The sequence below is a fragment of the Gordonia sp. SMJS1 genome (genome assembly GCF_029866425.1).
Lineage (GTDB): Bacteria > Actinomycetota > Actinomycetes > Mycobacteriales > Mycobacteriaceae > Gordonia > Gordonia hongkongensis.
The window spans coordinates 4,262,269-4,286,737 of record NZ_CP123381.1 but is presented as its reverse complement, the minus strand read 5'-3'; the positions used below and the strand labels follow the sequence as shown (position 1 = coordinate 4,286,737).

24 protein-coding genes and 1 pseudogene are annotated in these 24,469 nt (G+C 67.7%); 14 read left to right on the top strand and 11 right to left on the bottom strand.

Annotated features, from left to right (window positions below):
• The gene (gene echA20, locus QAD21_RS19415; protein ID WP_065629770.1) at nucleotides 1–786 is read right to left on the bottom strand and encodes a (7aS)-7a-methyl-1,5-dioxo-2,3,5,6,7,7a-hexahydro-1H-indene-carboxyl-CoA hydrolase; all 786 of its coding nucleotides are present in this window, start codon (nucleotides 784–786) and stop codon (nucleotides 1–3) included.
• A 91-nt stretch (nucleotides 787–877) separates the two neighbouring features.
• Between echA20 and QAD21_RS19410 the strand changes: the two genes are divergently transcribed.
• From QAD21_RS19410 to QAD21_RS19400, 3 genes are read left to right on the top strand one after another with little or no spacing between them, the layout of a single operon-like run.
• Nucleotides 878–1,666 carry an SDR family oxidoreductase gene (locus QAD21_RS19410; protein ID WP_280360087.1) on the top strand — a complete coding sequence of 263 codons (789 nt, stop codon included), beginning with the start codon at nucleotides 878–880 and terminating at the stop codon, nucleotides 1,664–1,666.
• A 51-nt stretch (nucleotides 1,667–1,717) separates the two neighbouring features.
• Nucleotides 1,718–2,614 (top strand): SDR family oxidoreductase, encoded by an 897-nt coding sequence (locus tag QAD21_RS19405; protein WP_280360086.1) that lies wholly within the window; start codon nucleotides 1,718–1,720, stop codon nucleotides 2,612–2,614.
• Entirely contained in the window at nucleotides 2,611–2,991 is a 381-nt protein-coding gene (locus QAD21_RS19400) for a hypothetical protein (RefSeq protein ID WP_065629768.1), read from the top strand. Before QAD21_RS19405 ends, QAD21_RS19400 begins: the two co-directional genes overlap by 4 nt.
• 74 nt (nucleotides 2,992–3,065) lie before the next feature.
• Here the strand turns inward: QAD21_RS19400 and QAD21_RS19395 are convergent, their stop codons facing one another.
• Nucleotides 3,066–3,722 (bottom strand): GNAT family N-acetyltransferase, encoded by a 657-nt coding sequence (locus QAD21_RS19395; RefSeq protein ID WP_058253927.1) that lies wholly within the window; start codon nucleotides 3,720–3,722, stop codon nucleotides 3,066–3,068.
• Between the two features lie 169 nt (nucleotides 3,723–3,891).
• On the opposite strand from QAD21_RS19395, the gene fadD8 reads away from it, so the two are divergent.
• Nucleotides 3,892–5,754 (top strand): fatty-acid--CoA ligase FadD8, encoded by a 1,863-nt coding sequence (gene fadD8, locus QAD21_RS19390; protein ID WP_280360085.1) that lies wholly within the window; start codon nucleotides 3,892–3,894, stop codon nucleotides 5,752–5,754.
• On the opposite strand, the gene QAD21_RS19385 is transcribed toward fadD8, so the two are convergent.
• On the bottom strand, nucleotides 5,681–6,799 hold the full coding sequence (locus QAD21_RS19385) for a DUF5685 family protein (RefSeq protein WP_137810454.1): 1,119 nt from the start codon (nucleotides 6,797–6,799) through the stop codon (nucleotides 5,681–5,683). The genes fadD8 and QAD21_RS19385 overlap by 74 nt on opposite strands.
• A 77-nt stretch (nucleotides 6,800–6,876) precedes the next feature.
• Nucleotides 6,877–7,833, bottom strand: a complete 957-nt coding sequence (locus QAD21_RS19380) for a YafY family protein (protein WP_065629764.1) — start codon at nucleotides 7,831–7,833, stop codon at nucleotides 6,877–6,879.
• A gap of 94 nt (nucleotides 7,834–7,927) precedes the next feature.
• Between QAD21_RS19380 and QAD21_RS19375 the strand changes: the two genes are divergently transcribed.
• Nucleotides 7,928–8,593 carry a TIGR03086 family metal-binding protein gene (locus tag QAD21_RS19375; protein WP_280360084.1) on the top strand — a complete coding sequence of 222 codons (666 nt, stop codon included), beginning with the start codon at nucleotides 7,928–7,930 and terminating at the stop codon, nucleotides 8,591–8,593.
• Nucleotides 8,594–8,643: 50 nt separating this feature from the next.
• Here QAD21_RS19375 and QAD21_RS19370 read toward each other — a convergent pair whose 3' ends face one another.
• Nucleotides 8,644–9,135, bottom strand: coding sequence for a nitroreductase family deazaflavin-dependent oxidoreductase (locus QAD21_RS19370; RefSeq protein ID WP_058253570.1), 492 nt, complete (start codon nucleotides 9,133–9,135; stop codon nucleotides 8,644–8,646).
• Nucleotides 9,135–10,298, bottom strand: a complete 1,164-nt coding sequence (locus QAD21_RS19365) for a steroid 3-ketoacyl-CoA thiolase (protein ID WP_068970424.1) — start codon at nucleotides 10,296–10,298, stop codon at nucleotides 9,135–9,137. Before QAD21_RS19365 ends, QAD21_RS19370 begins: the two co-directional genes overlap by 1 nt.
• Nucleotides 10,299–10,635: 337 nt before the next feature.
• Here QAD21_RS19365 and QAD21_RS19360 point away from each other — a divergent pair, with 337 nt between their 5' ends.
• The 5 genes from QAD21_RS19360 (at nucleotide 10,636) to QAD21_RS19340 (ending at nucleotide 14,241) form a co-directional block, all read left to right on the top strand.
• Nucleotides 10,636–11,955: a cytochrome P450 gene (locus QAD21_RS19360; protein WP_058253568.1), complete on the top strand. Its 1,320-nt coding sequence runs from the start codon at nucleotides 10,636–10,638 to the stop codon at nucleotides 11,953–11,955.
• Complete coding sequence (locus QAD21_RS19355) at nucleotides 11,952–12,404, top strand: nuclear transport factor 2 family protein (RefSeq protein WP_065629762.1); 453 nt, start codon at nucleotides 11,952–11,954, stop codon at nucleotides 12,402–12,404. The genes QAD21_RS19360 and QAD21_RS19355 overlap by 4 nt, the downstream gene beginning before the upstream one ends.
• Before the next feature lie 201 nt (nucleotides 12,405–12,605).
• Nucleotides 12,606–13,085, top strand: coding sequence for an RNA polymerase sigma factor (locus tag QAD21_RS19350; protein ID WP_058253566.1), 480 nt, complete (start codon nucleotides 12,606–12,608; stop codon nucleotides 13,083–13,085).
• Nucleotides 13,082–13,696: a hypothetical protein gene (locus QAD21_RS19345; protein ID WP_137810447.1), complete on the top strand. Its 615-nt coding sequence runs from the start codon at nucleotides 13,082–13,084 to the stop codon at nucleotides 13,694–13,696. The genes QAD21_RS19350 and QAD21_RS19345 overlap by 4 nt, the downstream gene beginning before the upstream one ends.
• Entirely contained in the window at nucleotides 13,693–14,241 is a 549-nt protein-coding gene (locus tag QAD21_RS19340; protein ID WP_137810446.1) for a carboxymuconolactone decarboxylase family protein, read from the top strand. The genes QAD21_RS19345 and QAD21_RS19340 overlap by 4 nt, the downstream gene beginning before the upstream one ends.
• A gap of 43 nt (nucleotides 14,242–14,284) precedes the next feature.
• On the opposite strand, the gene QAD21_RS19335 is transcribed toward QAD21_RS19340, so the two are convergent.
• Genes QAD21_RS19335 through QAD21_RS19325 form a run of 3 tightly spaced genes read right to left on the bottom strand, consistent with a single transcriptional unit; the run spans nucleotide 14,285 to nucleotide 17,544 of the window.
• Nucleotides 14,285–15,463, bottom strand: a complete 1,179-nt coding sequence (locus QAD21_RS19335; protein WP_058253563.1) for a thiolase domain-containing protein — start codon at nucleotides 15,461–15,463, stop codon at nucleotides 14,285–14,287.
• Nucleotides 15,464–15,469: 6 nt separating this feature from the next.
• Complete coding sequence (locus tag QAD21_RS19330) at nucleotides 15,470–16,513, bottom strand: thiolase domain-containing protein (protein WP_058253562.1); 1,044 nt, start codon at nucleotides 16,511–16,513, stop codon at nucleotides 15,470–15,472.
• The gene (locus QAD21_RS19325) at nucleotides 16,513–17,544 is read right to left on the bottom strand and encodes an OB-fold nucleic acid binding domain-containing protein (protein ID WP_247450095.1); all 1,032 of its coding nucleotides are present in this window, start codon (nucleotides 17,542–17,544) and stop codon (nucleotides 16,513–16,515) included. Before QAD21_RS19325 ends, QAD21_RS19330 begins: the two co-directional genes overlap by 1 nt.
• Before the next feature lie 91 nt (nucleotides 17,545–17,635).
• Here QAD21_RS19325 and QAD21_RS19320 point away from each other — a divergent pair, with 91 nt between their 5' ends.
• Nucleotides 17,636–18,673, top strand: a complete 1,038-nt coding sequence (locus tag QAD21_RS19320; RefSeq protein WP_137810444.1) for an LLM class F420-dependent oxidoreductase — start codon at nucleotides 17,636–17,638, stop codon at nucleotides 18,671–18,673.
• A 235-nt stretch (nucleotides 18,674–18,908) separates the two neighbouring features.
• A complete protein-coding gene (locus QAD21_RS19315; RefSeq protein ID WP_280360083.1) occupies nucleotides 18,909–19,538 on the top strand; it encodes a PAS and ANTAR domain-containing protein in 630 nt (209 codons plus the stop codon).
• A 47-nt stretch (nucleotides 19,539–19,585) separates the two neighbouring features.
• On the opposite strand, the gene QAD21_RS19310 is transcribed toward QAD21_RS19315, so the two are convergent.
• Nucleotides 19,586–20,407, bottom strand: coding sequence for a crotonase/enoyl-CoA hydratase family protein (locus QAD21_RS19310; protein WP_058253560.1), 822 nt, complete (start codon nucleotides 20,405–20,407; stop codon nucleotides 19,586–19,588).
• Nucleotides 20,408–20,508: 101 nt separating this feature from the next.
• On the opposite strand from QAD21_RS19310, the gene QAD21_RS19305 reads away from it, so the two are divergent.
• Together QAD21_RS19305 and QAD21_RS19300 are read left to right on the top strand one after the other, a co-directional pair.
• A complete protein-coding gene (locus tag QAD21_RS19305) occupies nucleotides 20,509–22,134 on the top strand; it encodes an acyl-CoA synthetase (protein ID WP_280360082.1) in 1,626 nt (541 codons plus the stop codon).
• 22 nt (nucleotides 22,135–22,156) lie between these two features.
• Nucleotides 22,157–23,296: pseudogene (locus QAD21_RS19300) on the top strand (nitronate monooxygenase family protein).
• Between the two features lie 50 nt (nucleotides 23,297–23,346).
• Here the strand turns inward: QAD21_RS19300 and QAD21_RS19295 are convergent.
• Entirely contained in the window at nucleotides 23,347–24,099 is a 753-nt protein-coding gene (locus QAD21_RS19295) for a DUF1275 family protein (RefSeq protein ID WP_137810441.1), read from the bottom strand.
• Between the last annotated feature and the right edge of the window lie 370 nt (nucleotides 24,100–24,469).

Here is a 24,469-nt window from a genome sequence, read left to right as displayed (position 1 = left end):
TCAGGCACGTCCTCCATCCGAGGCGGAATTCGCGGCAAGTGGCTTGCCGGTCGACACGAACGCGTCGCGGTGCTCATCGGCGACGCCGGCCAGGTTCAACTCGAAGGTGTACCCCTGCTCGAGGCGGTAACTCGCCTTGACGTCGACGGGGTCGATGTTGTTGATCGCCTCCTTCGCCGCGCGGATCACGCGAGTGTCTTTGGCGGCGATGGCCTCTGCGACCTCGAGTGCCGCGTCGAGCAGGTCCTCGCGGGGCACGACCCGGTAGACCGAACCGAAGTGCTCGAGTTGCTGGGCGGTGACGTTCTTGGCGGTGAAGTAGAGGGTGCGCATCATGTGCTGTGGCACGAGACGCGCGAGATGGGTTGCGGCGCCGAGTGCTCCGCGGTCGACCTCGGGTAGTCCGAAGACGGCGTCGTCGGAGGCCACGATGACGTCGGCATTGCCGACGAGGCCGATGCCGCCGCCCACGCAGAACCCGTTGACGGCGACGACGACGGGGACGGCGCAGTCGTAGACGGCACTGAATGCGGCAGCGCATCCGCGGTTGGCGCCGATCAGGGCGTCGAAGCCGTCGGTCGCCTGCATCTCCTTGATGTCGACGCCCGCGTTGAAGCCCCGACCCTCTGCACGGAGCACCACCACGTGGGTGGAGGGGTCCTGGCCGGCGGCGGTGATGGCGTCGCCGAGTTCGAACCATGCGGCCGATGGCAGCGCGTTGACCGGCGGATAGTCGACGGTGACGGTCACGATCCCGGTATCGGAACGTGTCGTGGTGATCGGCACGCGGGCTCCTCTCATGGGGCGGTCCGGACAGTCCGAGGGGACTGCGGAAGCGCACCAAGCAAGTGCTTGGTTGTTTGGTAGGGTAGCACCCATGCAGACGCAGTCACAGGTCGAGCTGGGCCTGGTCGGGAAGGTCATCCTGGTCACGGGCGGGGCGCGCGGGGTGGGTGCCGGGATCACCCGGGTCCTGGGTTCGCTCGGCGCCCGTCCGGTGATCTGTGGTCGCAACGCCGACAATCTCGCCGACGACCTCCGCGATCTCGACTTCGTGTCCTGCGATGTCCGCGACGCGGATGCGGTCGTGGCGATGATGGACGACATCATCGGGCGGGCCGGACGCATCGACGGTGTCGTGAACAATGCCGGCGGCTCCCCGTTCGCGTTGGCCGCCGACGCGTCGGTCCGGTTCGCGAGCAAGATCGTCGACCTCAATCTGCTGGCCCCGCTGGCCGTGGCCCGCGCGGCCAACGCGGTGATGCAGACGCAGCCCGATGGCGGTGCCATCGTGAACATCTCGAGCGTGAGCGGCCACCGGCCGTCACCCGGCACCTCGGCCTACGGTGCGGCGAAGGCCGGACTCGACAACCTGATGAGCTCGCTCGCCGTCGAGTGGGCGCCGCGGGTTCGGGTGAACTCGGTCGTGGCCGGCCCGGTCGTCACCGAGCAGTCCCACCTGCACTACGGCGACGACGCCGGTGTGGCAGCCGTCGGCGAGACCATCCCGATGGGGCGGATGGCCACGCCCGCCGATGTCGGCAACGCGGTCGCCTTTCTCTTGTCACCGCTTGCCGGCTACATCACCGGGTCGACGCTGACCGTCCACGGCGGTGGCGAGAAGCCGGCATTCCTCGACGCCGCCACGGCCGGTAACGCAGTCTGAGACCCGGTGTGCGGTTCGGGGCCGCAGACACTTCGGAAAGGAAGAACATCAGTGATCAGCAAGTTGAATGAGGGTCGTGTCGTCATCGTGACCGGTGCCGGCCAGGGCATCGGACGCGCCCACGCCCTCGCGTTCGCCGCCGACGGCGCGAAGGTCGTCGTCAACGACTACGCCGAGGACCCCGCGAGTGAGGTCGTCGACGAAATCGTCGCCGCCGGCGGGCAGGCAGTCGCGTCGGTGGGCGACGTCGCGGACTGGGATTCGGGTGCGGCCATGGTCGAGACCGCACTCTCCGCGTTCGGACGCCTCGACGTACTGGTCAACAACGCGGGTTTCGTGCGCGACCGTATGCTGGTCTCGCTGTCGGAGGACGAGTGGGATGCGGTCGTCCGCGTACATCTCAAAGGGCACTTCGTCGGTCTGCGGCACGCAGCCGCGCACTGGCGTGCCCAGGCGAAGGCCGGCGACGTTCCGCAGGCGCGCATCATCAACACGAGTTCCGGTGCGGGACTGTACGGTTCGGTGGGGCAGGGCAACTACGTCGCGGCGAAGGCCGGCATCGCGGCTCTGACGATCCAGGCGGCCGCGGAACTGGGGTCGTATGGTGTGACCGTGAACGCGATCGCTCCGGCCGCCCGTACCCAGATGACCATGGGTGCCGGTGAGGCGATGGCCGCTCAGATGGCGGCGCCCGCCGACGGTTCCTTCGACACGATGGATCCGGCGAACGTCTCGCCCCTCGTGGTCTGGCTGGGTTCGCCCGCGGCGGGCTCGGTGACCGGCCGGGTGTTCGAAGTCGAGGGCGGCAAGATCTCGATCACCGATGGATGGCAGCGAAGCATCGAGCGGGACAAGGGCTCTCGGTGGGAGGCCGGCGAGCTCGGCCCGGTGATCGAGGAGATCCTGGCCAAGGCGCCGGTGCCGATGCCCGTGTACGGCGCGCGATGACCTCGCCCCGAGATCCCTCGGCCGAGCGGATCGCCGCGGCGCGCGCTTATGTGGACGCCTTGGTGAGTCACGATCCGTCGTCGGTCGTCCTGCACCCGGACTGCACCCGCGTGGAGTTCGGTGTGCGGACCGGGCGCGACGGCGACCACATCGCCCGCAGCCTCGCGCGTGGCCCGCAATTCCGCCTCATCCACCGGATCTCGGACTTCACCGCCACGGTGGACGGGCACAGCGTCACCACGCGCTACATCGTCCACGTCCGACCCAAGACCCTTCGGCTGGGTGCCACCGTGTCCGAGACCTTCGTGGTCGACGAGGACAACCGGATCCGCGCGATCGTCGCCCACTTCGGCCTCCCGCGGCCCCAACGGACCTGACCGTCCGGCACGCCACCAACAGACGAACCCACCACCCCGAACGGCTGGTGGGTTCGTCGACTGTAGGTGGACCGTCAGGCGCTGGGCGCGCGGACGACCATCGGCACGCCGGGGAAGTACGCCGCCATCTCCGAACGGGACTTGCGTAGCGCTGCGGTGCCGTACCCCGACTTGCGGAACTGCGGGTGGATCCAGATGCGCAGGTCGATCTCGCCGTCCTTCAGTTCGCCGAACACGAAGCCGACCTTCGACTCGCCTTCGACGGCGACCAGCCAGACGGCTTCCTCGGCGTCGACCCGGGCGGTGGCGGCATCGATCTCGGCCGCGACATCGCCGGCGGGAGCGCCCGAACCGTCGCCGGCGGTGCCGATCTCGTTGGTGCGCGCCGAGAACAGTTCGGCGTCGGCGGACGGGTCGAACGGACGGAGATCAAGGGTGTCCCCACTGCTGGCCGGACGTTCGGCGAGCGTGAAGGTGAGGGCGCTGTTGAGGTCGTCGAGTTCGGCCTGGTTCTTGCGGCGGTCGTCCTTGGTGAGCTGGTCGAGCTTCATGTCGAGGATGGCCTCGGCGCCGAGCTTGGATTTGCCGAGCAGGTCGACGATCGCGGTGACGGCCTCGTCGTGATTCTCGGCGTCGACGATGGCATCGAGGACCTCGTGGCGGCGCTCGAGGGCGGTCAGCAGGGCGTCGGCGATGTCACGCCGGGTGGTGGCGAGGTCGAGATCAGTCATGACTCGATCCTAGGTCACCGGTGGTTCCCATGTGGGGGACATCCGGCGCGTGCGCAGGGGGTCGGACGACGTCTCGGAAATGCGAATCTAGAACAAGTTCTACCGTTGGGTCTGCCTGTTTTGGTGGAGATTCTTCCCTAGAGCTGTAACACGTCCTAGTCTGGTGGTCATGACGAACGAGGGTACGACGACAGCACCGGCCGACTTCGATCACCTGCGCGGGGGCACGCACATGGGCGACCTGATGGTCGCGGCGCTGCGGCGGCACGCCGACCGCACCGTGCTGTCTCTCGGCGACACCGAGATGACCGGCGGTGAGATGGCGGCGTCGATCAGCCGCTACATCCAGGCGTTCGAGGGGTTGGGTGCTGGTACGGGAACCGCGGTCGGCCTACTTGCGCTGAATCGGCCCGAGGTGCTGTTCGTGATCGGCGCCGGCCAGACGCAGGGATGGCGCCGCACCGCTCTGCATCCCCTGGGCTCACTCGACGACCACGCGTACGTGCTCTCGGACGCCGGCGTGTCGACTCTCATCATCGACCCGGTGCCCATGTTCGTCGAGCGGGCCGCGGCACTGCTCGAACGGGTTCCCGGTCTCAAGCAGGTGCTGACCCTCGGGCCGGTGCCGGAGCAACTCGCCGCCCACGCGCGGGACGTGATCGCCGAAGCCGACGGCTTCGAGCCGAAGCCCCTTGTCGCCGCGCATCTCTCACCCGACCACGTCGTCTCCATCACCTACACCGGCGGCACCACCGGCAAGCCGAAGGGCGTCATCGGGACAGCCCGCGCGATGTCGACGATGACGCAGATCCAGCTCGCGGAATGGGAATGGCCCGAACACCCGCGGTTCCTGCTCTGCACGCCCCTCTCGCACGCGGGTGCCGCTTTCTTCGTCCCGACCCTCATGAAGGGCGGATCGATGGTGGTGCTGTCCAAGTTCGACCCGGCCGAGGTGCTGCGCACGATCGAGGAGCAGAAGATCACCGCGACGATGCTGGTGCCGTCGATGCTGTACGCACTGATGGACCACCCGGACTCGAAGACGCGCGACCTGTCCTCGCTGGAGACTGTGTACTACGGTGCGTCGCCGATCAATCCGGTCCGGCTCGCCGAGGCGATCGAGCGCTTCGGGCCGATCTTCGCGCAGTACTACGGCCAGTCCGAGGCGCCGATGGTCATCAGTTACCTGGCGAAGGGTGACCATCCGGGTCCCGGTGAGGACCAGCGTCGGCTGAGCAGCTGCGGACGGCCGTCGGCCTTCCTGCGTACCGCCCTGCTCGGGCCCGACGACAAGCCCGTCCCGCAGGGCGAACCCGGCGAGATCTGCGTCGCGGGACCACTTCTCGCCGGCGGGTACCTGGGCCTCCCCGAACAGACCGCGGACACCTTCCGCGACGGCTGGCTGCGCACCGGCGACGTGGCCCGCGAGGACGAGGACGGATTCTGGTTCATCGTCGACCGCACCAAGGACATGATCGTCACCGGTGGCTTCAATGTGTTCCCGCGCGAGGTCGAGGACGTCGTCGCCGAACACCCGGCAGTGGGTCAGGTCGGCGTGATCGGTGTCCCGGACGACAAGTGGGGCGAGGCGGTCACCGCGATCGTGGTGCTGCGCAACGATGCCGACGCCGACGACGCGGCGAAGGACCGGATCACCGCCGAGATCCAGCAGTCCGTGAAAGACCGCAAGGGTGCGGTGCAGTCACCCAAGCGGGTGATCTTCGCCGATGCCCTGCCACTGACCGCGCTCGGCAAGCCGGACAAGAAGGCGCTGCGGTCCCAGTACTGGCCGACTCCGACCGCGGGGTCGGCTAGATCCCCTCTGCTCCCTGATCCGAAAGAACGACATAACCATTGCCCCCTGAGGTGCGAGGAGCGTTGGCGCTTCGCCCGCACCTCAGCTCAGGGAGCACAGGGGGAGCGCATTGCTCGCTCCTCAATTGACCCGCCCGGGCGGGTCACAGGTCGCAGCAGTCGCAACAATCGCAGCAGTCGCAGTCGTCGCAGACCGCGTCCTTGTACTTGTCGGTGAAGTGATTCCAGTGGTCGACGCAGCAGGCCTTGCCGAAGCACGAGACGCCGATGAACGGCAGAATCCGTTCGTGGAACGATCGATTCGGTTTGAAGGGTGGCGGGTACGGCCACTCGGTCGGATAGCCGAACGGCCGGTGCGGCGGCCACTGGGTGCGCGAGTCGGCGACCACCGAAGGGGCCTCCGCGTGCGGGTGCATGCGCTTGTGGATCGCGTGGCGCAGTCCGTCGAGCAACACCACTCGTAGGAGTCGGTCGTCGACGAGTTCGAGGTCGGCGTAGCGGGTCCGGATCGCGGAGGCGAGTCGCCGGCACTGCTCGAGCGCGGTCTCCGGCGACGTTCCGGTGGACCGGAGTGGGTTGTACCGTCCCTGCTCGGCGTCGGAGTCATAGTCGTCGACCGCGTCCAAGAGGTGCGCTATCCGGCCGAAATCGGCACCGATGTCGGAGAGCGCTGCCTCGTTGCGGGGTGCGTCGGCGAGTATCGCCGACGCGGAGAAGACCTGTGCCGCAGCCACTGCCGACGCCCGGGTGAGGTCGTCGAGGACGACGCTCGTCGACTCGATCTCGGCTTGACGAGAGAGCGTCGTCATCATCCCGTCGACATCGAGACGTCGGGCGACCTCGGTGTCGGCCGCGGCATTCCGGCGCAGGTGGCTCCCGGCATAGTCGGCGAGCTTCGCGCGTACCGGCCGACGGGGCGCCAGCGCGTGTCGCTGCTCGTTGCCGACGTCGGCCGCCTTCGCGGCGGCGAGGGTGAGGGAGGCGGTCGCGGCGAGGCGGACACCCGGTTCGTCGGCGGACACGACTGTCGCCGTGCGCATTCCGCGTAGGGGACACCGACCGGCCTCGGTGGAGGCGCACTCCGACGTCGACTGGGCTGCGGTGAGGATCGACACCATCACCGCATCGGTGTTGACCGTCAACCTGCTCGACTGGCCGTGGTTGTCGCGCAGCGACAGACAGACCCCGCACAGGTGGGAGCGCCACTGGTCCATCAGGTCGTCGTCGAGTGCGTGCCGACATGGAGTGAGAACCCCGAACATTCGAGAATCAGACCACAGGCAGGGGGGCCTCGCCAGAGGATTCATTCGTTCGGTGCAGGCGGCCCGATGTGCTCGCCTCAGTCGCCGCCGACAACGCGGGCGCGGGCCGTGAGCGTGGTTCGGAGCCATTCCGGCTCGCAGACCACGAAGTCGTGGTCGAACATCGACGCCCACAACGCGCGCGTGGCGTGGCGACGGTCGGCGAACCGGAGTCCGAGCCGACATCGTCCTTCTGGTGAGCGGTCGAGATATGTTGCGGCGGCGATTGACTCGATCTGCTCGGCATCGTCGGCCGAGCAGTCGATCACCACGTCGACGGGTTCGAAGGAGCGTCGGAACGCGTCACGATGCCGCTCCCAGATCTCGCCGAGGTCGACGTCATCGGACCGGCGCGCGGGTTCGTCGAGGACGTCCACGTCGCTCATCCGGGAGACGCGGTACATGCGTTCCGCCGAGCCGGCGCCGTCGTGCGACGTGCTGCGCGGTGAGGTGGCGACGAGGTACCAGGTCTCGCCCGCCACGATGAGTCCGATCGGGTCGAGGACGTGCTCGCGCGGGGTGGGCGCACCCCGGCTCCGGTAGCTCACACGGATCCGTCGGCCCTCGAACACGGCGAGTTGTACGGCCTGGAGGCCGTCGAGGATCTCCGGGGTTCTGACGAAACCCTCCGGACGGACCAGGATCCGCTGCGCGGCGCGCACGGCATGACTCCGGTGCGCCTCGGGCAGGGCGGCGGTCACCTTGCGCATGGCGCTGGTGAACGCGGGGGAGTCGACCCGTCCGGTACCGGCGAGCAACGACGTGGCCTCGTCGACGGTCAGTCCGGTGAGATCGGTGCGATACCCCGGTAACAACGCGAAGCCGCCGTGCCGGCCGCGCTCGGCGTAGACCGGCACGCCGGACAGCGACAGCGCGTCGATGTCGCGGAGCACGGTTCGTTCGGAGACCCCGAGCTCGGCGGCCAACTCGGCGGCGGTCACCCGCTCGTGCCTCTTCAGCACCATCAGCAGGGCGATGAGACGTTCGGCGCGCACGAATGCGATTCTCTCCCGAATACATGACAGGAGATGTCGTGTATTGCGGATTCACTGGTGGCAGACCGACCAACGACAAGGAGAGGACGTCATCATGACCGCAACCACACCAGAGGCCGTGCCCGCCCCGGCCGCACCCGCCGACCCCCGTCCCGCATTCCGAGTGGCAACTGCTTGGATGACGGCACTGCTGACCGGGATCACCGACGATCAACTGGAAGCGCCCACTCCCTGCGAGGACTTCGACGTCCGGACACTCTCGGCGCACGTCGTGGCGACCGCCGAGCGTGCCCGGGCCCTCGCCGACGGACTCGACGTCCGAACGATGCGGACGATCGCCGAGGAGCACGACGCTGCCACCTACTCTGCGCTGGTCGAGGCCGCCCTGGAGGGATGGGCCGATGATGCGTCGCTGACCCGCATGGTCCAGGTGCCGTGGGGTGAGGTACCCGGCGCAGGCGCGCTTTGGGGCTATGTCAGCGAGACCCTCGTGCACGGCTGGGACCTCGCCGTCGCGACGGGCCAACCCGCGGAGGCCGATCCCGAGACGGCCGAGGCGACGCTCGCGGTCGCGCAGCAGTTCATCCCGGCCGAGATCCGCACCGACCCGAACGTGCCGTTCGGCGTCGTCGTCGAACCCCGCCCCGGCGCCGGACCCACTGAGCGACTGGCCAACTGGACCGGCCGGGACTCCGCACGACTGGGTGGTCTAGCCGGCCGGCCGGTCGGCACTCCCGCGAGCCCGTTTACGTCCCGCTGATCAGATCCGATAAGCGGGACGGAAACGGCACCGCGGCAACGCGATCGGCGCTACCGGGCCGGCTCGCAGATGACCACCGGGATCGTTCGTTCCGTCCAGGCGGCGTAGGTGTCGTAGTCCGCGTAGGTGTCGACGAGATCAGGCCAGAGCTCGGCACGCTCGGCATCGGTGGCGGTGCGCGCCACGAGGTCGTGCTTCTCCTTGCCGATCTGGATGGTGACCTGCGGGTTGTCCCGGAGATTGAGGTACCAGGCGGGGTTCTTCGCCGAGCCGCCCTGGGAGGCGACCACGACGAAGGAGTCCCCGCGCCGCAGGTAGATCAGCGGCGCGGTGCGCGGCTGTCCCGACTTGCGGCCGATGGTGGTCAGCAAGCACACCGGCGCGGGCTTGCGTAGACCCGCGCCGACCCGCCAAGTGCCCCCGACGCGACCACCGGTGGCCTTGTACAGCGCGGTGTTCGCCTTCGACCCCAGTTTGATGATCTTGCTGACGATCGGCGAATCCAGTTGCGCGGGCTTGTTGTTCGGGTCGAGTGCGGGCATCAGATGCGCTCGATGATGGTGCCGGTGGCCATGGCGCCGCCGGCGCACATCGTGACCAGCGCGGTCTGACCGTCCCGACGCTCCAGTTCGTGCAGCGCGGTGGTGATCAGGCGAGAGCCGGTGCTGCCCACGGGGTGTCCCAGGGCGATGGCACCGCCGTTCACGTTGACCTTGTCCAGGTCGGCGCCGTGGACCTGGGCCCAGCTGAGTACCACGGACGCGAACGCCTCGTTGATCTCGACGATGTCGATGTCGGACAACGACATTCCCGACTTGGCCAGGACGCGCTCGGTCGCCTGGACCGGACCGTCGAGGTGGAAGGACGGCTCCGCGCCGACGAGCGCCTGCGCCTTGATGCGTGCGCGCGGTGTCAGGCCCAGCTCGCGTGCCCGGGACTCGTCCATGATGAGCACGGCGGCCGCGCCGTCGGAGATCTGTGACGACGTTCCAGCGGTGTGGATACCGCCCTCGAGAACGGGTTTGAGCGCGGACAGGGATTCGAGCGTGGTGTCGCGCAGACCCTGGTCACGGCTGACGTCGAGGATGTTCCCGGTCAGTTCGCCTTCTTTGGTGCGCTCGGGCGCCTTGAGGCTCAGGACCTCGCGGTCGAATCGACCCTCGTCCCATGCCTTACGGGCGTTGCGTTGACTGCGCTCGCCGAGCGCGTCGACGTCGGCGCGCGTGATACCGCGGCGTTTGGCGATCCGTTCGGCGGCCTCGAACTGGTTCGGCATGTCGACGTCCCACGAATCCGCGTGATACGGACCGGCATTGGTGCCGACGTTCGCGCCGAGCGGAACGACCGACATCGTCTCCACTCCGCAGGCGACGCCGATGTCGATCGCGTCGGAGGCGATGAGCCCGGCGATCAGATGGTTGGCCTGCTGCGCCGAACCGCACTGCGCGTCGATGGTGGTGGCTCCGGTCGCCTCCGGCAGACCCGCGGACAGCCAGGCCTTGCGCGTGATGTTGCCGGCCTGGGCGCCTGCCTGGGTCACGCAGCCGCCGATCGCCTGCTCGACGAGGGCGGGGTCGAGGCCCGCTTTCTCGAGGAGGCCGCGTTGGGTGATGCCGAGCAACTCCTCGGCGTGCAGGCCCGAGAGCCAACCGTTGCGCTTGCCGATCGGCGTGCGCGCCGCTTCTACGATGACGGGAACGCCCATCGCCACTCCTTCGTTCGTACCGGTGAACCCGGATGTCCACGGATGAGGCCCGACGGTCCGTCGAGGCCGCTGTGATCACGCTAGAACACGTTCTATGTTTGCGTCTACGCTGGGGTGGATGATGCGGGCAGGGCGGCCCACTCGACGGGTGTTCGACGCCATGCGTCGACGCTGCACGGCGACGAACGCGAATGAATCTGTGAGGGAAGGTCGCAGGTCAAGATACCGGGTCGGGAACAAAACTAGAACAAGTTCTCGTCTGAGAGTGTCGTATGCGTCACAGTGTGCTTCAATGTGATTGAAACAGGTTCTAAATCTCACAGCGAGGTGGTGTGACGTGACCCAGGCCCAGAGCGCCCCGATCGGCAGCGAGCCGACCCCGGCGGATTCTGCGCGCACGAGCCCTTCCGACGTAGTCGCGAAGTGCCCGTTCATGGAGCAGGAGGGGTGGGACTTCACCAACCCCGATCTGCTCGAGCAGGGAATCCCCGTGAAGGAGTTCGCGCAACTGCGCAAGACCGCGCCGGTATGGTGGAATGCCCAGGCGCCCGGCAAGGGCGGTGGTTTCCACGACGGCGGGTACTGGGTGATCTCCAAGCACGCCCATGTCCGCGAGATCTCCAAGAACAACGAGGACTGGGAAACCAACGCCAACGGCGTCATCATGCGTTTCGAAGACGACATGACCGCCGATCAGATCGAGATCACCAAGGCGTTGCTGATCAACCACGATCCGCCGGAGCACACCCGCCTGCGCAAGCTGGTCTCCAAGTTGTTCACGCCGCGCGCCGTGCATTCACTCGAGGAGAAGCTCGACGACGCCGCCCGCGACATCGTCGCCAAGGCCGCGGAGAAGGGCAGCGGTGACTTCGTCAAAGACGTGGCCGTCGACCTGCCGCTGCTGGCCATCGCCGACCTCCTCGGCGTGCCGGAGGTGGATCGGGAGAAGCTGTTCGACTGGTCGAACTCGATGATGAACGCCGACGACCCGGATTACACGACGGATCCGCAGCAGGCCAACGCCGAGATCCTCGGCTACGGCTACACGATGGCCGAGGAGAAGCGTAAGAATCCCGGCGAGGACATCGTCACCACGCTGGTGAACGCCGACATCGACGGGCAGTCGCTCGACGAGACCGAGTTCGGGTTCTTCTTCATCCTGCTGACCGTCGCCGGCAACGAGACCACCCGCAACGCCATCAGCCACGGGATGAATGCCTTCCTGGACAACCCCGATCAGTGGGAACTGTTCAAGAAGGAGCGCCCGGCGACCGCGGTCGACGAGATCGTGCGGTGGGCGACCCCGGTCAACTGCTTCCAGCGGACGGCCAAGCGCGACACGCAGATCGGCGGCGTCGACATCGCCAAGGGTGAGCGCGTCGGCATGTTCTACGGTTCGGCGAACTACGACGAGGACGTTTTCGACGATCCGTTCTCGTTCAACATCATGCGCGATCCCAACCCGCACGTCGGGTTCGGCGGCAACGGTGCGCACTTCTGCGTCGGTGCGAACCTCGCGCGGATGGAGATCAACCTGATGTTCAACGCGCTCGCCGACATGGTGCCCGACATCACCAAACTCGACGCACCGCGCCGTCTGCGCCACGGCTGGATCAACGGCGTCAAGGAACTCCGCGTCGACTACGGCACCAAGTGACCGCAGCAGAGCAGACACCGGCCTACCTCGGCATCGACCGGGAGAACCATCCCGCAGTCGTGGCGGGGCGTCGTTCGCGTGAGTTCGTGGAATCCAGGGACAAACAGGCCTGGATCGACAACTTCGCGGCAGACGCCACGGTCGAGGACCCGGTCGGCCCGTCGATGTTCGACCCGGACGGCGTCGGATTCCGCGGGCACGAGCAGATCTCGGAGTTCTGGGACAAATCGATCGGGACGACCGAGAGCATCGAGTTCCGCTTCGACGAGGAGATCATCTGCGGGAACGAGGTAGCCTACATCGGCAGCATCGTCACCCACATCGCCGGCCATGTCTCCGAGGCGCGCGGGGTGTTCACCTATCGCGCCGACGCCGACGGCAAGCTGTCGGCACTGCGCGCCTTCTGGGAAGTCGAGAAGACGATCAACTCGGTGCGCAAGGCCGGATAGTCGCAACACGAGCCGCCACGGGCGGGACAGGGTGCTCACCCTGTCCCGCCCGCGGTCGTTTGTGGGCCGGGTTCTCCCATCCGTCGTTACAGCGCGTCGGCCGGGCCCGAAGATGGGGTGACAGGTTCACCGACGCCCCCACGGCGTCGTCGACGGAGGGGGAGCGACTCGGAGTCCGGCGCGGTCGATCAGTTCGACGCGGTGTACCGCGAACACGTTGCGGGGGTCTGGCGCTACGTGCGGACCCGTGTGCCCGGGGCCGCCGACGCCGACGACGTGACCGCGGAGGTCTTCGTGAAGGCGATGCGCTCGTGGGACCGGTTCGACGACCGGCGCGACAGCGTCGGCGCCTGGCTGATCGGGATCGCGCGGCATGTCGTCGCGGACTGGTGGGCCCGGCGATCCCGCGAGGTGCCGGTCGCCGAGGTCGACCTCGGCGACGCCGGGGTGTCCGTTTACGACGGCGATCCCGAGACCGCGATGCTGCGGGCCGCCGCGGCCGACGACGTGCGCAGCCGGTTGTGGGTTCTGACGGCGCGCGAGCGGGAAGCCGTGACCCTGCGATTCGCCACCGAACTCACCTCCGACGAGATCGGCGCGGCGATGGGGATCTCGGCGACGGCCGCGCGGATGCTCGTCTATCGCGGGGTGGCGAAGTTGAGGGAGGTGATGCCGAGGTGACGCCTCACGATCCGAGTGAACAGTTCGACCCCGTGGACATCGCTGCGGCCGAACGACTCGATGACGCGATATCGGCAGTTCTCGACGGGCGCGACGTCCCGAATGCTCCGGACCCGGAACTCGAGTTGCTCGCCGGTGGCTTGCGGCCCGACCCGCCCGCGTCGACCTACGTTTCGGTCGACCGGATACTGCATCCTGCGCCTGCCGGTCGTCGGAGAAGACGGTGGTCGGCGGCGCAGGTGGCCGCGGCCGCGCTCGGCGCGATCCTGATCATCCATGGCGTCGGGAACATGATTGCCGGCGAGTGGATCTCGGCGTCGCTCGGCGAGCCGTTCAACCAGCACGCGATGGTCGACGGCGGATTGGCGTTCATCGCCGTCGGCGCGGCGATCGCGGTCGCCTCGACGCGTCGCCGGTGGCTACCCGTCGCCGTCATCGCGGGCGTGCCGCTCGGACTGGTGATGGGCGGACGCGGTCTCCACGAGATCGGCGTCTTCGCCTGGGGTGCGGTCGCCCACGGTGCGGTCGGTGTGGCTGCCCTGGTGCTGCTGGTCACATATGCGCTGGGGCGGCGTTACAGTTTTCGGCCGGATCGGGAAGGACGGGTATGAGAGCACTGCATCGAATCCGGAATTATGTACGCGCGATGCGGCGGGCCCGGCGTCATCGCACCGAACTCGTCGGCCACCTCGCTCGTCGGCCGCTGGTGGCGGGCGGGATCGCCGGGATGGAGAGCGCGATGCTGCTGTCCAACCGGATGGACCCGAAACTCAAAGAACTGGCCGAACTCAAGGCCGCCGGCATGGTCAGTTGCGAGTTCTGCCTCGACATCGGCTCCGCGCTGGCGTCGGGCGCCGGAATCACCGAGCAGCAACTCCGCGATCTGCCGCGCTATGAGGAGTCGACGGCCTACACCGATCTGGAGAAACTCGTCATCGGCTACGCCGAGGCGATGACCCGTACGCCGGCTGTCGGCGACGATCTCGCGGACCTGCGCCGCCGGCTGGCCGAACACCTGTCGGAGACCCAGATCGTCGAACTCGCCATGACCGTGGCCTGGGAGAATCAGCGGGCACGTCTCAACCAGTCGCTGGGTGTGCGACCCACGGGAATGGCCGACGGCCTCGCCTGCGCTGTCCCCGAACGCACTTCGTAGCATTCATGCGCACATATGGCGCATGAATGCCACGAAGTTCCGCTCAGTGCAGGGGCTTGTCGGCGCCGACGAGCCACATCGAGAAGTACTGCGAGCCACCGCCATAGGCGTGGCCCAGTGCCTTCCGGGCGTCCGGGACCTGGTGGTCTCCGGCTTTGCCCATGACCTGGATGGCGGCCTCGGCGAACCGGATCATGCCCGACGCCCCGATCGGGTTCGACGACAACACACCGCCGGACGCGTTGAGCGGGATGCGCCCGCCGATCTCGGTGTCGCCGGATTCGGTGAGCTTCCACCCCTCGCCCTCGGCCACGAATCCCAGGTTCTCCAGCCACATCGGCTCGAACCAGGAGAAGGGCACGTAGATCTCGGCGGCGTCGATCTCCTCCAGCGGGTTGCTGATGCCGCCGGCCTTCCACAACGCGGCCGCGGCATCGCGACCGGCCTGCGGGCTGACGACGTTGCGGTGCGCGTAGGACAGCGGCTCGGTGCGCATCGCGGTGGCATGGATCCACGCCACCGGATCGCCTGCGGCGATCGCGGCATCGGCGACATCCTCGCTGCCGATGACGACCGCGCAGGCCCCGTCCGACGACGGGCAGGTCTCGTCGTAACGGATCGGGTCCCAGAGCATCTGCGAGCTCATGACCTTCTCGACCGTCTGATCCGGTTGGTGCAGGTGCGCAAGCGGATTCAGCGCGCCGTTACGGCGATCCTTGGCGGCGACCATCGCCCCGATGTGCTCGGGCGCGCCGGACTGCCGGATGTAGGCGCGGACGTGCGGGGCGAAGAAGCCACCCGCGCCGGCGCCCACCGGCTTGGTGAACGGCACCGGGATCGACAGGGCCCACATCGCGTTGGACTCGGACTGCTTCTCCCAGGCGACGGCCAGGACCCGCTTGTGCACGCCCGCAAAGACCAGCGACGCGGCCACATTGGCCGTCGAACCGCCGACCGAACCCGCGGTGTGTACGCGGATGAGGCGTTTGCCGACCGCGCCGATGGCCTCGGCCATCGCGAGCTCCGGCATCATCGACCCCTCGAAGAGGTCCGGGGCCTTGCCGATGACGATCGCGTCGATGTCGTCGAGCGAGACCTTGGAGTCGATCAGCGCGGCGTCGATGGCCTCGCGGACCATGCCCGCCATCGTGACGTCGGACCGCTTCGCGACGTACCGTGTCTGCCCGGTGCCCAGCACCGCGGCACGATTGTTGTGTCCCATCAGTTCTCAGGCCCCCTCGTTGTTCTGGGCACTCAGGGTGACCACCATGTTCTGTTGCAGCAGCGGGCCGCTCGAGGCGTGGGCGACCGCGGTGCCGGCGTTGCCGCCGAGGATCTCGTTGGCCGCGTACCCGATCCGCTGGAGACCTGCGGAGAACAGCGAGTTGCCGGCCAGCGAACCGCCGGACGGATTGATGCGCACCGAGTCGGGGAGTCCGAGCGCGTTGCGGACGATGATCTCCTGGTGCGTGTACGACGCGTTGATCTCGGCGACGTCGACCGCGCGGCTGCGGTCGCCGAAGGCGGTGTCGCCGGCCAGCTTCGTCGACGGTGAGACGGTGAGATCGCGTGCCCCGAAGTTGGGTGTGTCGATGCGGTGATCCCACCCGGTGACGAAGGCAGGGTTGGCCACCAGCTCGCGGGCCTTGCGCTCGCTGGCGATGACGACCGCTGCGGCGGCATCGGTGTACGGCGCGATGTCGTGCTGTCGCAGCGGGTTCGCGACGTACTCACGACCGAGCAGCTCGTCGACGGAACCGCCGAAGGTCCGAGCACCGACCGCGGCCATGTCGGCCTCGGTCCACACGCCCGCGTCGAGGCCGGCGCGAGCCTGCAGGGCGCCGAGCGACCGGGCATCCGGATGCAGCGGGGCGACGGTGTACGGATCGGTCTGCAGGGTGAGCGTCTGGTCGGCGTTGCCCGCGGTGGCCTTGCCGAATCCGTAGGCGAGGGCGAGATCGACCTCGCCCGTCGCGATCTTCACCCACGCCTCGTACAGCGCCCAGGCGCCGTCCATCTCGACGTGGGACTCGTTGATCGGCGGCATCGCACCGATCGAGTCGATCGCGGAGATGAACGAGAATGCCCGTCCGGCAAGGTAATCGGAGGAACCGCTGCACCAGAACTCGATGTCGGTGCGGGCGATGCCGAGTTCGGCGTAGAGCTTGTCGAAGCAGGGGATCAGCATCTCGACGCCGTTGGTGGTGCCGTGGGAGCCGGCGATGTTCGGGCTGTGCGCGAAGCCGATGATCGCGATCGGTGGCAGTGTCATCAGAGGTGGTCCTTATAGGTCTCGTACTCGGCGTCGGGCTCTCCGGTGGGCGCGAAGTGGCTGATGTTGCCGATCGAGTACTCCCATTCGTCCTCGGGGAGCCAGACGGCCTTGACGCGCATGCCCATCCGGACCTCGGAGGCCTCGCAGTCCAGGATCAGGTGCAGGAACGGGATGTTCGCCCCGTCGAGGAGCACGTAGGCCGCCACGTAGGGCGGCTTGATCCGCTGTCCCTGGAAGGGCACGTTGACGATGCAGAACGTGGTGACGATGCCGGTGTGGGCCAACTCGACGCGCTCGGATGCGGGTGAACCGTCGGCGGGGCTGACGCCGCGGGGCGGGAAGTACACGCGCCCCGCGTCGACTCCCGAACCGATGCGGGTGCCGATCAGCTTGCCCGCCTTCAGTCCTTCGAGGTACACGGACTCTTCCTCGTTGGCCGAGTGCGTGATCGCGGTGCTGACCGGGGTGGGGATGACGAGCAGCCCCGCCTCCGCGCCCTGGGGGGCGTCGGCGGTGTTGGCCGGAGCGGTGGCGGGTTCCTCGCCGGGGGCGAAGTACGCGATGTCGTCGATCCGGCCGATGCGCGCGGCGCCGAAGACGGCGTGGACCCGCAGGCCGGTCGACAGGTCGTCGGGCGAGTCGGCCGAAACCGCGTGCAGCAGTGTGGTGTCCGCGCCGTCGAGACGGATCAGCGCCCACGCAAACGGCGTGTCCAACGGTTGGCCCGGCAGCGGCTCGGGGTTCCACGTCCACGTGGTCACCGTGCCGACGGTCGACACCTCGACGAACTCGGCGGACTGGGTGCCGGTGACGGGGTCGAACTCGACCGGGGGAACCGACACCTTGCCGTCGCTGCCCTTGGACCCGATGATCCGGCCATCGCGCAACGCGAGCGCGAACTGGCTCAGGACCGGGCCCAGCGACCGTGTGTAGTCGAAGGAGTTGGTCAGGGGAGCGGTCAGGATGGGGGACTTCGGCTCGGGCACCTCGGCGACGGGATTCGGGGCGGCCGGAGACGTTACGCTCATGCTCACATCTCGAGTAGAACACGTTCTAGTATTGGGCACAAGATGCATGTCAGGCCGTGGGAAGCGCGGCCCGGCGAGAAGGGGAGTGGTTGTGAAGCTCGGTCTGCAACTGGGGTACTGGGGTACCGATCCGATTCGCGAAGCGCCGGAGTTGATCGCCACCGCGGAGGAATGCGGGTTCGACGCGGTCTTCACCGCCGAGTCGTGGGGCTCCGACGCGTACACGCCGCTCGCCTGGTGGGGCGCGGCGACCTCGCGCATCCGTCTGGGCACGGCGGTGGCCCAGCTGTCGGCGCGGCCGCCGACCTCCCTCGCCATGCACGCGCTGACCCTCGACCATCTCTCCGGCGGCCGGCACATCGTCGGACTCGGGGTGTCGGGTCCGCAGGTGGTGGAGGGCTGGTACGGCGAACCGTTCGCAAAACCGTTGGCACGCACCCGCGAATACGTGCGCGTCGTGCGGGACGTGCTGGCCCGAGAGGACAAGGTGACCAGCGCGGGTCCGCACTATCCGCTGCCGTACCCGGGCGACGCACCCGGGGCGACCGGACTCGGAAAACCACTCAAGCCGATCACTCATCCGCTTCGCGCCGACGTCCCGATCTGGCTGGGTGCCGAGGGCCCGAAGAACGTCGCGCAGACCGCAGAGATCGCCGACGGCTGGCTGGCCATCTTCTTCAGTCTCGGTCTCGCCGACCAGTACAACGCGTGGCTCGACGAGGGTTTCGCGCGGCCGGGTGCGCGTCGTTCCCGGGAGGACTTCGAGGTGGCCGCGACGGTACAGGTGGTGATCACCGACGACGTGCCCGCGGCCATCGATCGCTACCGGCCGTCGACGGCGCTCTACGTCGGCGGAATGGGTGCCAAGGAGAAGAACTTCCATGCCGAGCTGTACAAGCGGATGGGTTACGCCGACGCCGTCGACGAGATCGTGAGCCTGTTCCTCAGCGGCAAGAAGGCCGAGGCGATCGCCGCAGTGCCCGACGAGATGGTCCGCGAGACGATGCTCGTCGGCACGGCCGACGAGGTGCGCTCTCAGATCAAGGAGTGGGAGGCGGCCGGCGTCACCATGCTCATGGTCACCGCCCGCGACACCGAGACGATCCGGGAACTCGCGACGTTGGTGTGACGACGCACCCGGTGTCGGCGTGTGCCCGACGGGACACGGTATCGGTGATCCGCCGCGTGCGACAGTCGTCGACGACTTCCTAACTGCAGAACCTGCGGCCGTGCATGCCGATCGAACATAGAATTTCTCGCGTGCAGCCAAGTGATCACGGCCCCGTTGCGGAGACGCCGACCACGGACGGGATGGCCTCCCGGCGGGTCGGCAGACCGACCGGTCCGGCCGGATGCCGTCGGGCATGCAACGTATCGGCGACTTCCGCTTCTTCTACGAGGGCGAGAAGTGGGAATGGTCCGATGAGGTCGCCGCCCTGCACGGTTATGCGCCGGGGGAGGTCGAACCGACCACCGAACTCATGCGCCGCCACAAGCACCCCGACGATCGAGCCCACTTCGACGCCGTGCTGGCCGAGATGCTCACCAATCACGCGCCGTTCTCGAGTCGGCACCGCATCGTCGACACGTCCGGGCGGGTCCGACCGGTCGCGGTCATCGCGCATTCCATCACCGACGCCACGCGGCGCGCCATCGGCACCGAGGGCTTCTACCTCGACCTGACCGACGCCGAGATGGCCGTGTGGCAACGGCGGGTCGACGACCAGATACGAGCCTTCCGCGACAGCAGCGGCGTGATCGAGCAGGCCAAGGGCATGCTCATGCTGGTCTACGGAGTCAACGCCGACCGGGCGTTCGACGTGCTCCGGTGGCGCTCACAGCAGGAGAACGTGAAGATCCGCGACGTCGCCGCAGCCCTCGTCGACGAGATCCAGGCGGGCATGACCATCGAAGAGCATCATCGTCGGCGTCTCGACGAGATCGTGCTGCGCCCACGTAGGTCGTCGGAGGATACGTCGGACGCCGTCCGCTGACCGGGGGCGTCGCGGAAGTCGCTGCGCGGCGCGACCGCCCGGTGCCGCTACTCCCCGGTGAACTCCGGCGTGCGCTTCTCCGCGAACGCGCGGGGTCCGACCTTCGCATCCTTCGACTTGAAGACCGAGATGCCGATCTTCGCATCGATCTCGAAGGCGTCGAGTTCGTGTAGGCCCTCGGTGTCGCGGATGGTCTTGAGGATGCCCTGCACCGCGAGCGGACCGTTGGCCGCGATTTTCCCGGCGAGTTCGAGTGCCTTGTCGAGAGCGGTCCCGTCGTCGACGACATGGCCGATCAGTCCGTATTCGAGCGCCTCGCGCGCGGTGATGTGGCGGCCGGTCAGCAGGATGTCGCACGCCACGGTGTACGGGATCTGCCGGACGAGGCGAACCGCGCTGCCACCCATCGGGTACAGGCCCCAACGGGCCTCGGAGACACCGAACTTCGCGCTCTCGCCGGCGACCCGGATGTCGGTGCCCTGCAGGATCTCGGTACCGCCGGCGATGGCGGGTCCCTCCACTGCGGCGATGAGCGGCTTGGTGAGACGGCGTCCCTTCAGCAGGGCCGGCAACGAGGCCGGATTCCACGCACCGGAGTCGACGGTGTCGCCGGGAGCGTTCTTGTTCATGCTCTTCAGGTCGGCGCCCGCGCAGAAGTACCCGCCGGCGCCGGTGAGGATGGCCACCCGGATGTCGGGATCGGCATCGACCTGGTCCCACGCCTCGGTCATGATCCGCATCATCTCCGTCGACAGCGCATTGCGCGCCTCCGGTCGGTTCATCGTCACGATCAGGATGTGCCCGCGCTTCTCGACGAGGCACTCGGGTGCCTTTTCGGTGACGGACTCGGCGGGGGTTGCTGTGGTCATCGCTGCACTCCGGTGTCGCTGTGCTCGGGTGGTGATCAGGTGATGGTGGCGGGCGCGTATTGCCGCTTGCCCAGAACGATAACACGTTCTAATTTTGAACCATGGCCTACACAATCGCCGACCTCATCGAGCATGCCGTCGACCTTGTTCCCGAGCGCGTCGCGCTCGAGTCGGGCGACCGCTTGCGCTCCTACGCCGACCTGGAGGCGCGTGCCAACGCCCTCGCCCACAAACTCCGGGAACTGGGCGTACAACCGGGCGACCGAGTGGGTCTGTACAGCAGGAACACCATCGAGTCGGTCGAGGCGATGGTCGCCATCTTCAAGGCTCGCGCGGTGATGGTCAACGTCAACTACCGCTACGTCGAAGCCGAGTTGGAACACATCTTCACCGACTCCGGGATGAAGGTGCTGATCCACGAGCGGAGCTTCGCCGGTCGCGTGTGCAACACGTTGCCGAAAGCGCCCGATCTCGAGTACCGCGTCGTCATCGAGGACGGGTCGGACGAGGACCTGTGCTGCGCGGGCCACAGCGATGCGATCCGTTTCGAGGAGGCGATCGCGGCGTCGTCGACCGAACGCGACTTCGAGGAACGCAGCGACGACGACCTGTACATGCTCTACACCGGCGGTACCACCGGGAAGCCGAAGGGCGTGGTGTGGCGGCAGGAAGACGTGTGGCGCGTCCTCGGTGGTGGAATCGACTGGTACACCAGCGAACCCGTACCCGACGAGTGGCATCTTGCCAAGACCGGTGCCGAGGGCGGACAGCTCGTCCGGTACCCGATTCCGCCGTTCATTCACGGCGGCTCGCAGTGGGCGATCTTCCAGTCCCTCTTCGCCGGCGGAAAAGCGGTGGTGTACCCCGAGTTCAGCGGATCGTCGGCGTGGGACATCGTCGAACGACACAAGGTCAACGTCGTGTTCATCACCGGAGATGCGATGGGGCGCCCCATGATCGAGGCGCTGGAGAGCGGTGGGGACCGTGACCTGTCGAGCGTGCTGTCGATCGCGTCGTCGGCCTGCCTGTTCTCACCGAGCGTCAAGGAACAGTTCCTCGACCGGTTCCCGAATTCGGTCATCATCGACGCGATCGGATCGTCGGAGACCGGCTTCGGCGGGATGGGCGTCGTCGCGAAGGACACGCCGCACACCGGCGGTCCGCGGGTGAAGGCGGACAAGGAGACCCACGTCTTGCGGGAGGACGGTACGCCGGTCGAGCCGGGCAGCGGCGAGGTCGGTGTGCTGGCGCGATCCGGCCACGTACCGCTGCGCTACCACAACGACCCGGAGAAGTCGGCGAAGACGTTCAAGGTCTTCGACGGCGTGCGCTACTCGCTGCCCGGCGACAACGCCGTCCTCGAGGCCGATGGCACGATCACCATGCTCGGCCGTGGGTCGGTGTCGATCAACACCGGCGGCGAGAAGGTCTTCCCCGAGGAGGTGGAGGGGGCGCTCAAGGCCCACCCGGACGTGTTCGACACCGTCGTGGTGGGTGTGGCCGATGACCGGTGGGGTCAGCGCGTCGCGGCAGTCATCGCGACTCGGGACGGTGCGAACCCGTCGCTCACGAGTCTCAACGACGTTGTCCGAAAAGAGTTGGCGGGCTACAAGTGTCCGCGCAGCGTGTGGTTCGTGGACGAGATCAAGCGTTCTCCCGCAGGCAAACCCGACTATCGATGGGGAGCGTCGGTCACCACCGAACGTCCCGCCGACGAGGCGCAGTAGAGCGCCGAAAGGGAGCTGAAACATGCGTACTGAACTGGTCGAGAAGTTCGGCATCGAGTATCCGATCTTCGGATTCACCCCCAGCCAGGACGTGGCGGCGGCGATCAGTCGGGCCGGTGGCCTCGGTGTCCTGGGTTGTGTCCGCTTCAACGAGGCCGAGGAGCTCGACGAAGTCCTGGAGTGGATGCACGAGAACACCGACGGCAAACCGTTCGGCGTCGATGTGGTGATGCCCGCCAAGATCCCGACCGAGGGCTCGAAGATGGACCTCGACTCGATGATCCCGCCGGAGCACCGCGCGTTCGTCGAACGCACGCTCGACGATCTGGGTGTGCCCCCGCTCCCGGGTGGAGACCGGGTCGACGCCGGGGTGCTCGGCTGGTTGCACTCGGTCGCGCGCTCGCATGTCGACGTCGCGATGGAGCATCGTCGTAAGTACGGACAGATCAAGCTGATCGCCAACGCACTCGGCTCGCCGCCGGCCGACGTCATTTAGACCGCGCACGACAACGGCGTCCTGGTCGCCGCGCTCGCGGGCGCGAAAGAGCATGCGCTGCATCACGTCGAGGCGGGCGTCGACATCGTCATCGCCCAGGGCTACGAGGGCGGCGGGCACACCGGTGAGGTCACCTCGATGATCCTGTGGCCGGATCTCGTCGACGCGGTCGGTGACACCGCGCCGGTCCTCGCGGCCGGTGGCGTGGGCAGTGGCCGCCAGATCGCCGCGGCGATCGCGCTCGGTGCGCAGGGCGTGTGGATGGGCACGTACTGGCTGACGGCGGCGGAGTACAAGCTCGGCGTGCCGGAGGGTTCCGACAAGCCGTCGACTGTCCAGCAGGCACTGCTGAAGGCGACGTCGCGGGACACCGTGCGCCGCCGCATCTACTCGGGAAAGCCTGCGCGACTGCTGAAGACGGCCTGGACCGATGCCTGGGACGCCGAGTCCGCGCCCGAACCGTTGCCGATGCCGCTGCAGAACCTGCTCGTCGCCGAGGCGCACGCACGGATCTCACAGGCCGACAATCCCGATGTCGTCGCGATGCCGGCCGGTCAGATCGTCGGACGCTGCAACGCGATCACGCCCGTCGCCGACCTCATCGCCGACCTCGTCAGCGAGTACGAGGAGGCCGTCGGCCGGATGAACAAGACGCTGGGCGGCTGACCGGCCTGCCCAGCAGTCGACGCGACCGGCCGACGACGCGGCCACTCATGTCAGCGGACGTCGGCACGCAAGAACTTGGGATGATCCAGACGCCAGGTGATCGCCGCGGCGACCACCGCGACCACGGCCAGGGTCAGTAGCGAGTTCCGTTCGTCGAAGGCGTTGAACAGCAGGCCGCCGAATCCTGCACCGGCGAGGAATCCCGCGTAGGTGCTCAGGTGAGCGACCCATCCCCATCGCTTGGCGCCGGACACGTGCAACCCGGCGCCCTGGCCAATTTTCACCAGGGTGCCGGTCACGTAGGACAGAGGCATGACGACCTCGCCCTTGCGGCTGATCGAGGTGTTGAGTGCGCCGAGACCGAAGGCCAGGCAGAGCACCGGGCCGGCGCCGAATTCTCGGTTGCCGTTGTCGAGGTTGATGTCGATGAGCCACGCGGCGATCGTCGAGCCCGCGGTCAGCATCGTCGCCCCGTGCCGGGCTTTGCGCCAAACGTACATCCTGGCCAGGGTGGCCACGAACACGCCGAGAACGAACACCACCACGGTCAGCAGAGCGGTGAAGCCGAGCTGGTGGGCCCCCTTGACGTGTTCGAGCACCAGTCGCTCGCTGTTGCCCGTCATGAAGGTCACGTACCACCCGGAGGAGTACAGCCACGCCGCCGCGCCGGTGGCCCCGGCCAACGCGGCGAGGACGGCGGCGAGAATCATTTCTCGCCCGTCGTGGAAGGGGCCCAGCAGCTCCGTTCGGGTTGACTGTCTGCGGGAGTCGGATTCGGGTGCGGTGCGTTCGGCTACGGTCATCGGTCGGCTCCAGTCCTGTCGATAGGGCTGTGGTCGTGATCGGCTTTCGAACGGGGGAGTGCGTCCCGGCGGCATCGGCGGTCTGTCCCGTCGGGGAAGCCCGAATTGAGCGGTTCCCTATCTCCCAGGGCACCGGAAGTCGGCCGTCGGCGCCACGTGAGTCCGACCACATGCGGGACCAGCCGGGCAATCGGTCACCAATCGACCTGTCTTCGGAACCAACGCGTCGGCACGACCGTTGCGTCGAGGCCGCCAGTCGTCTTGATCCCGCGGCAGCGGCCACCCCGCGCTGGTTGAGCCGGCTGGCTGGTGCCCGCGCGGTCGGCCACCCCCCCGCTGGTTGAGCCGGCACCGAGCGGAGCGAGGAGCC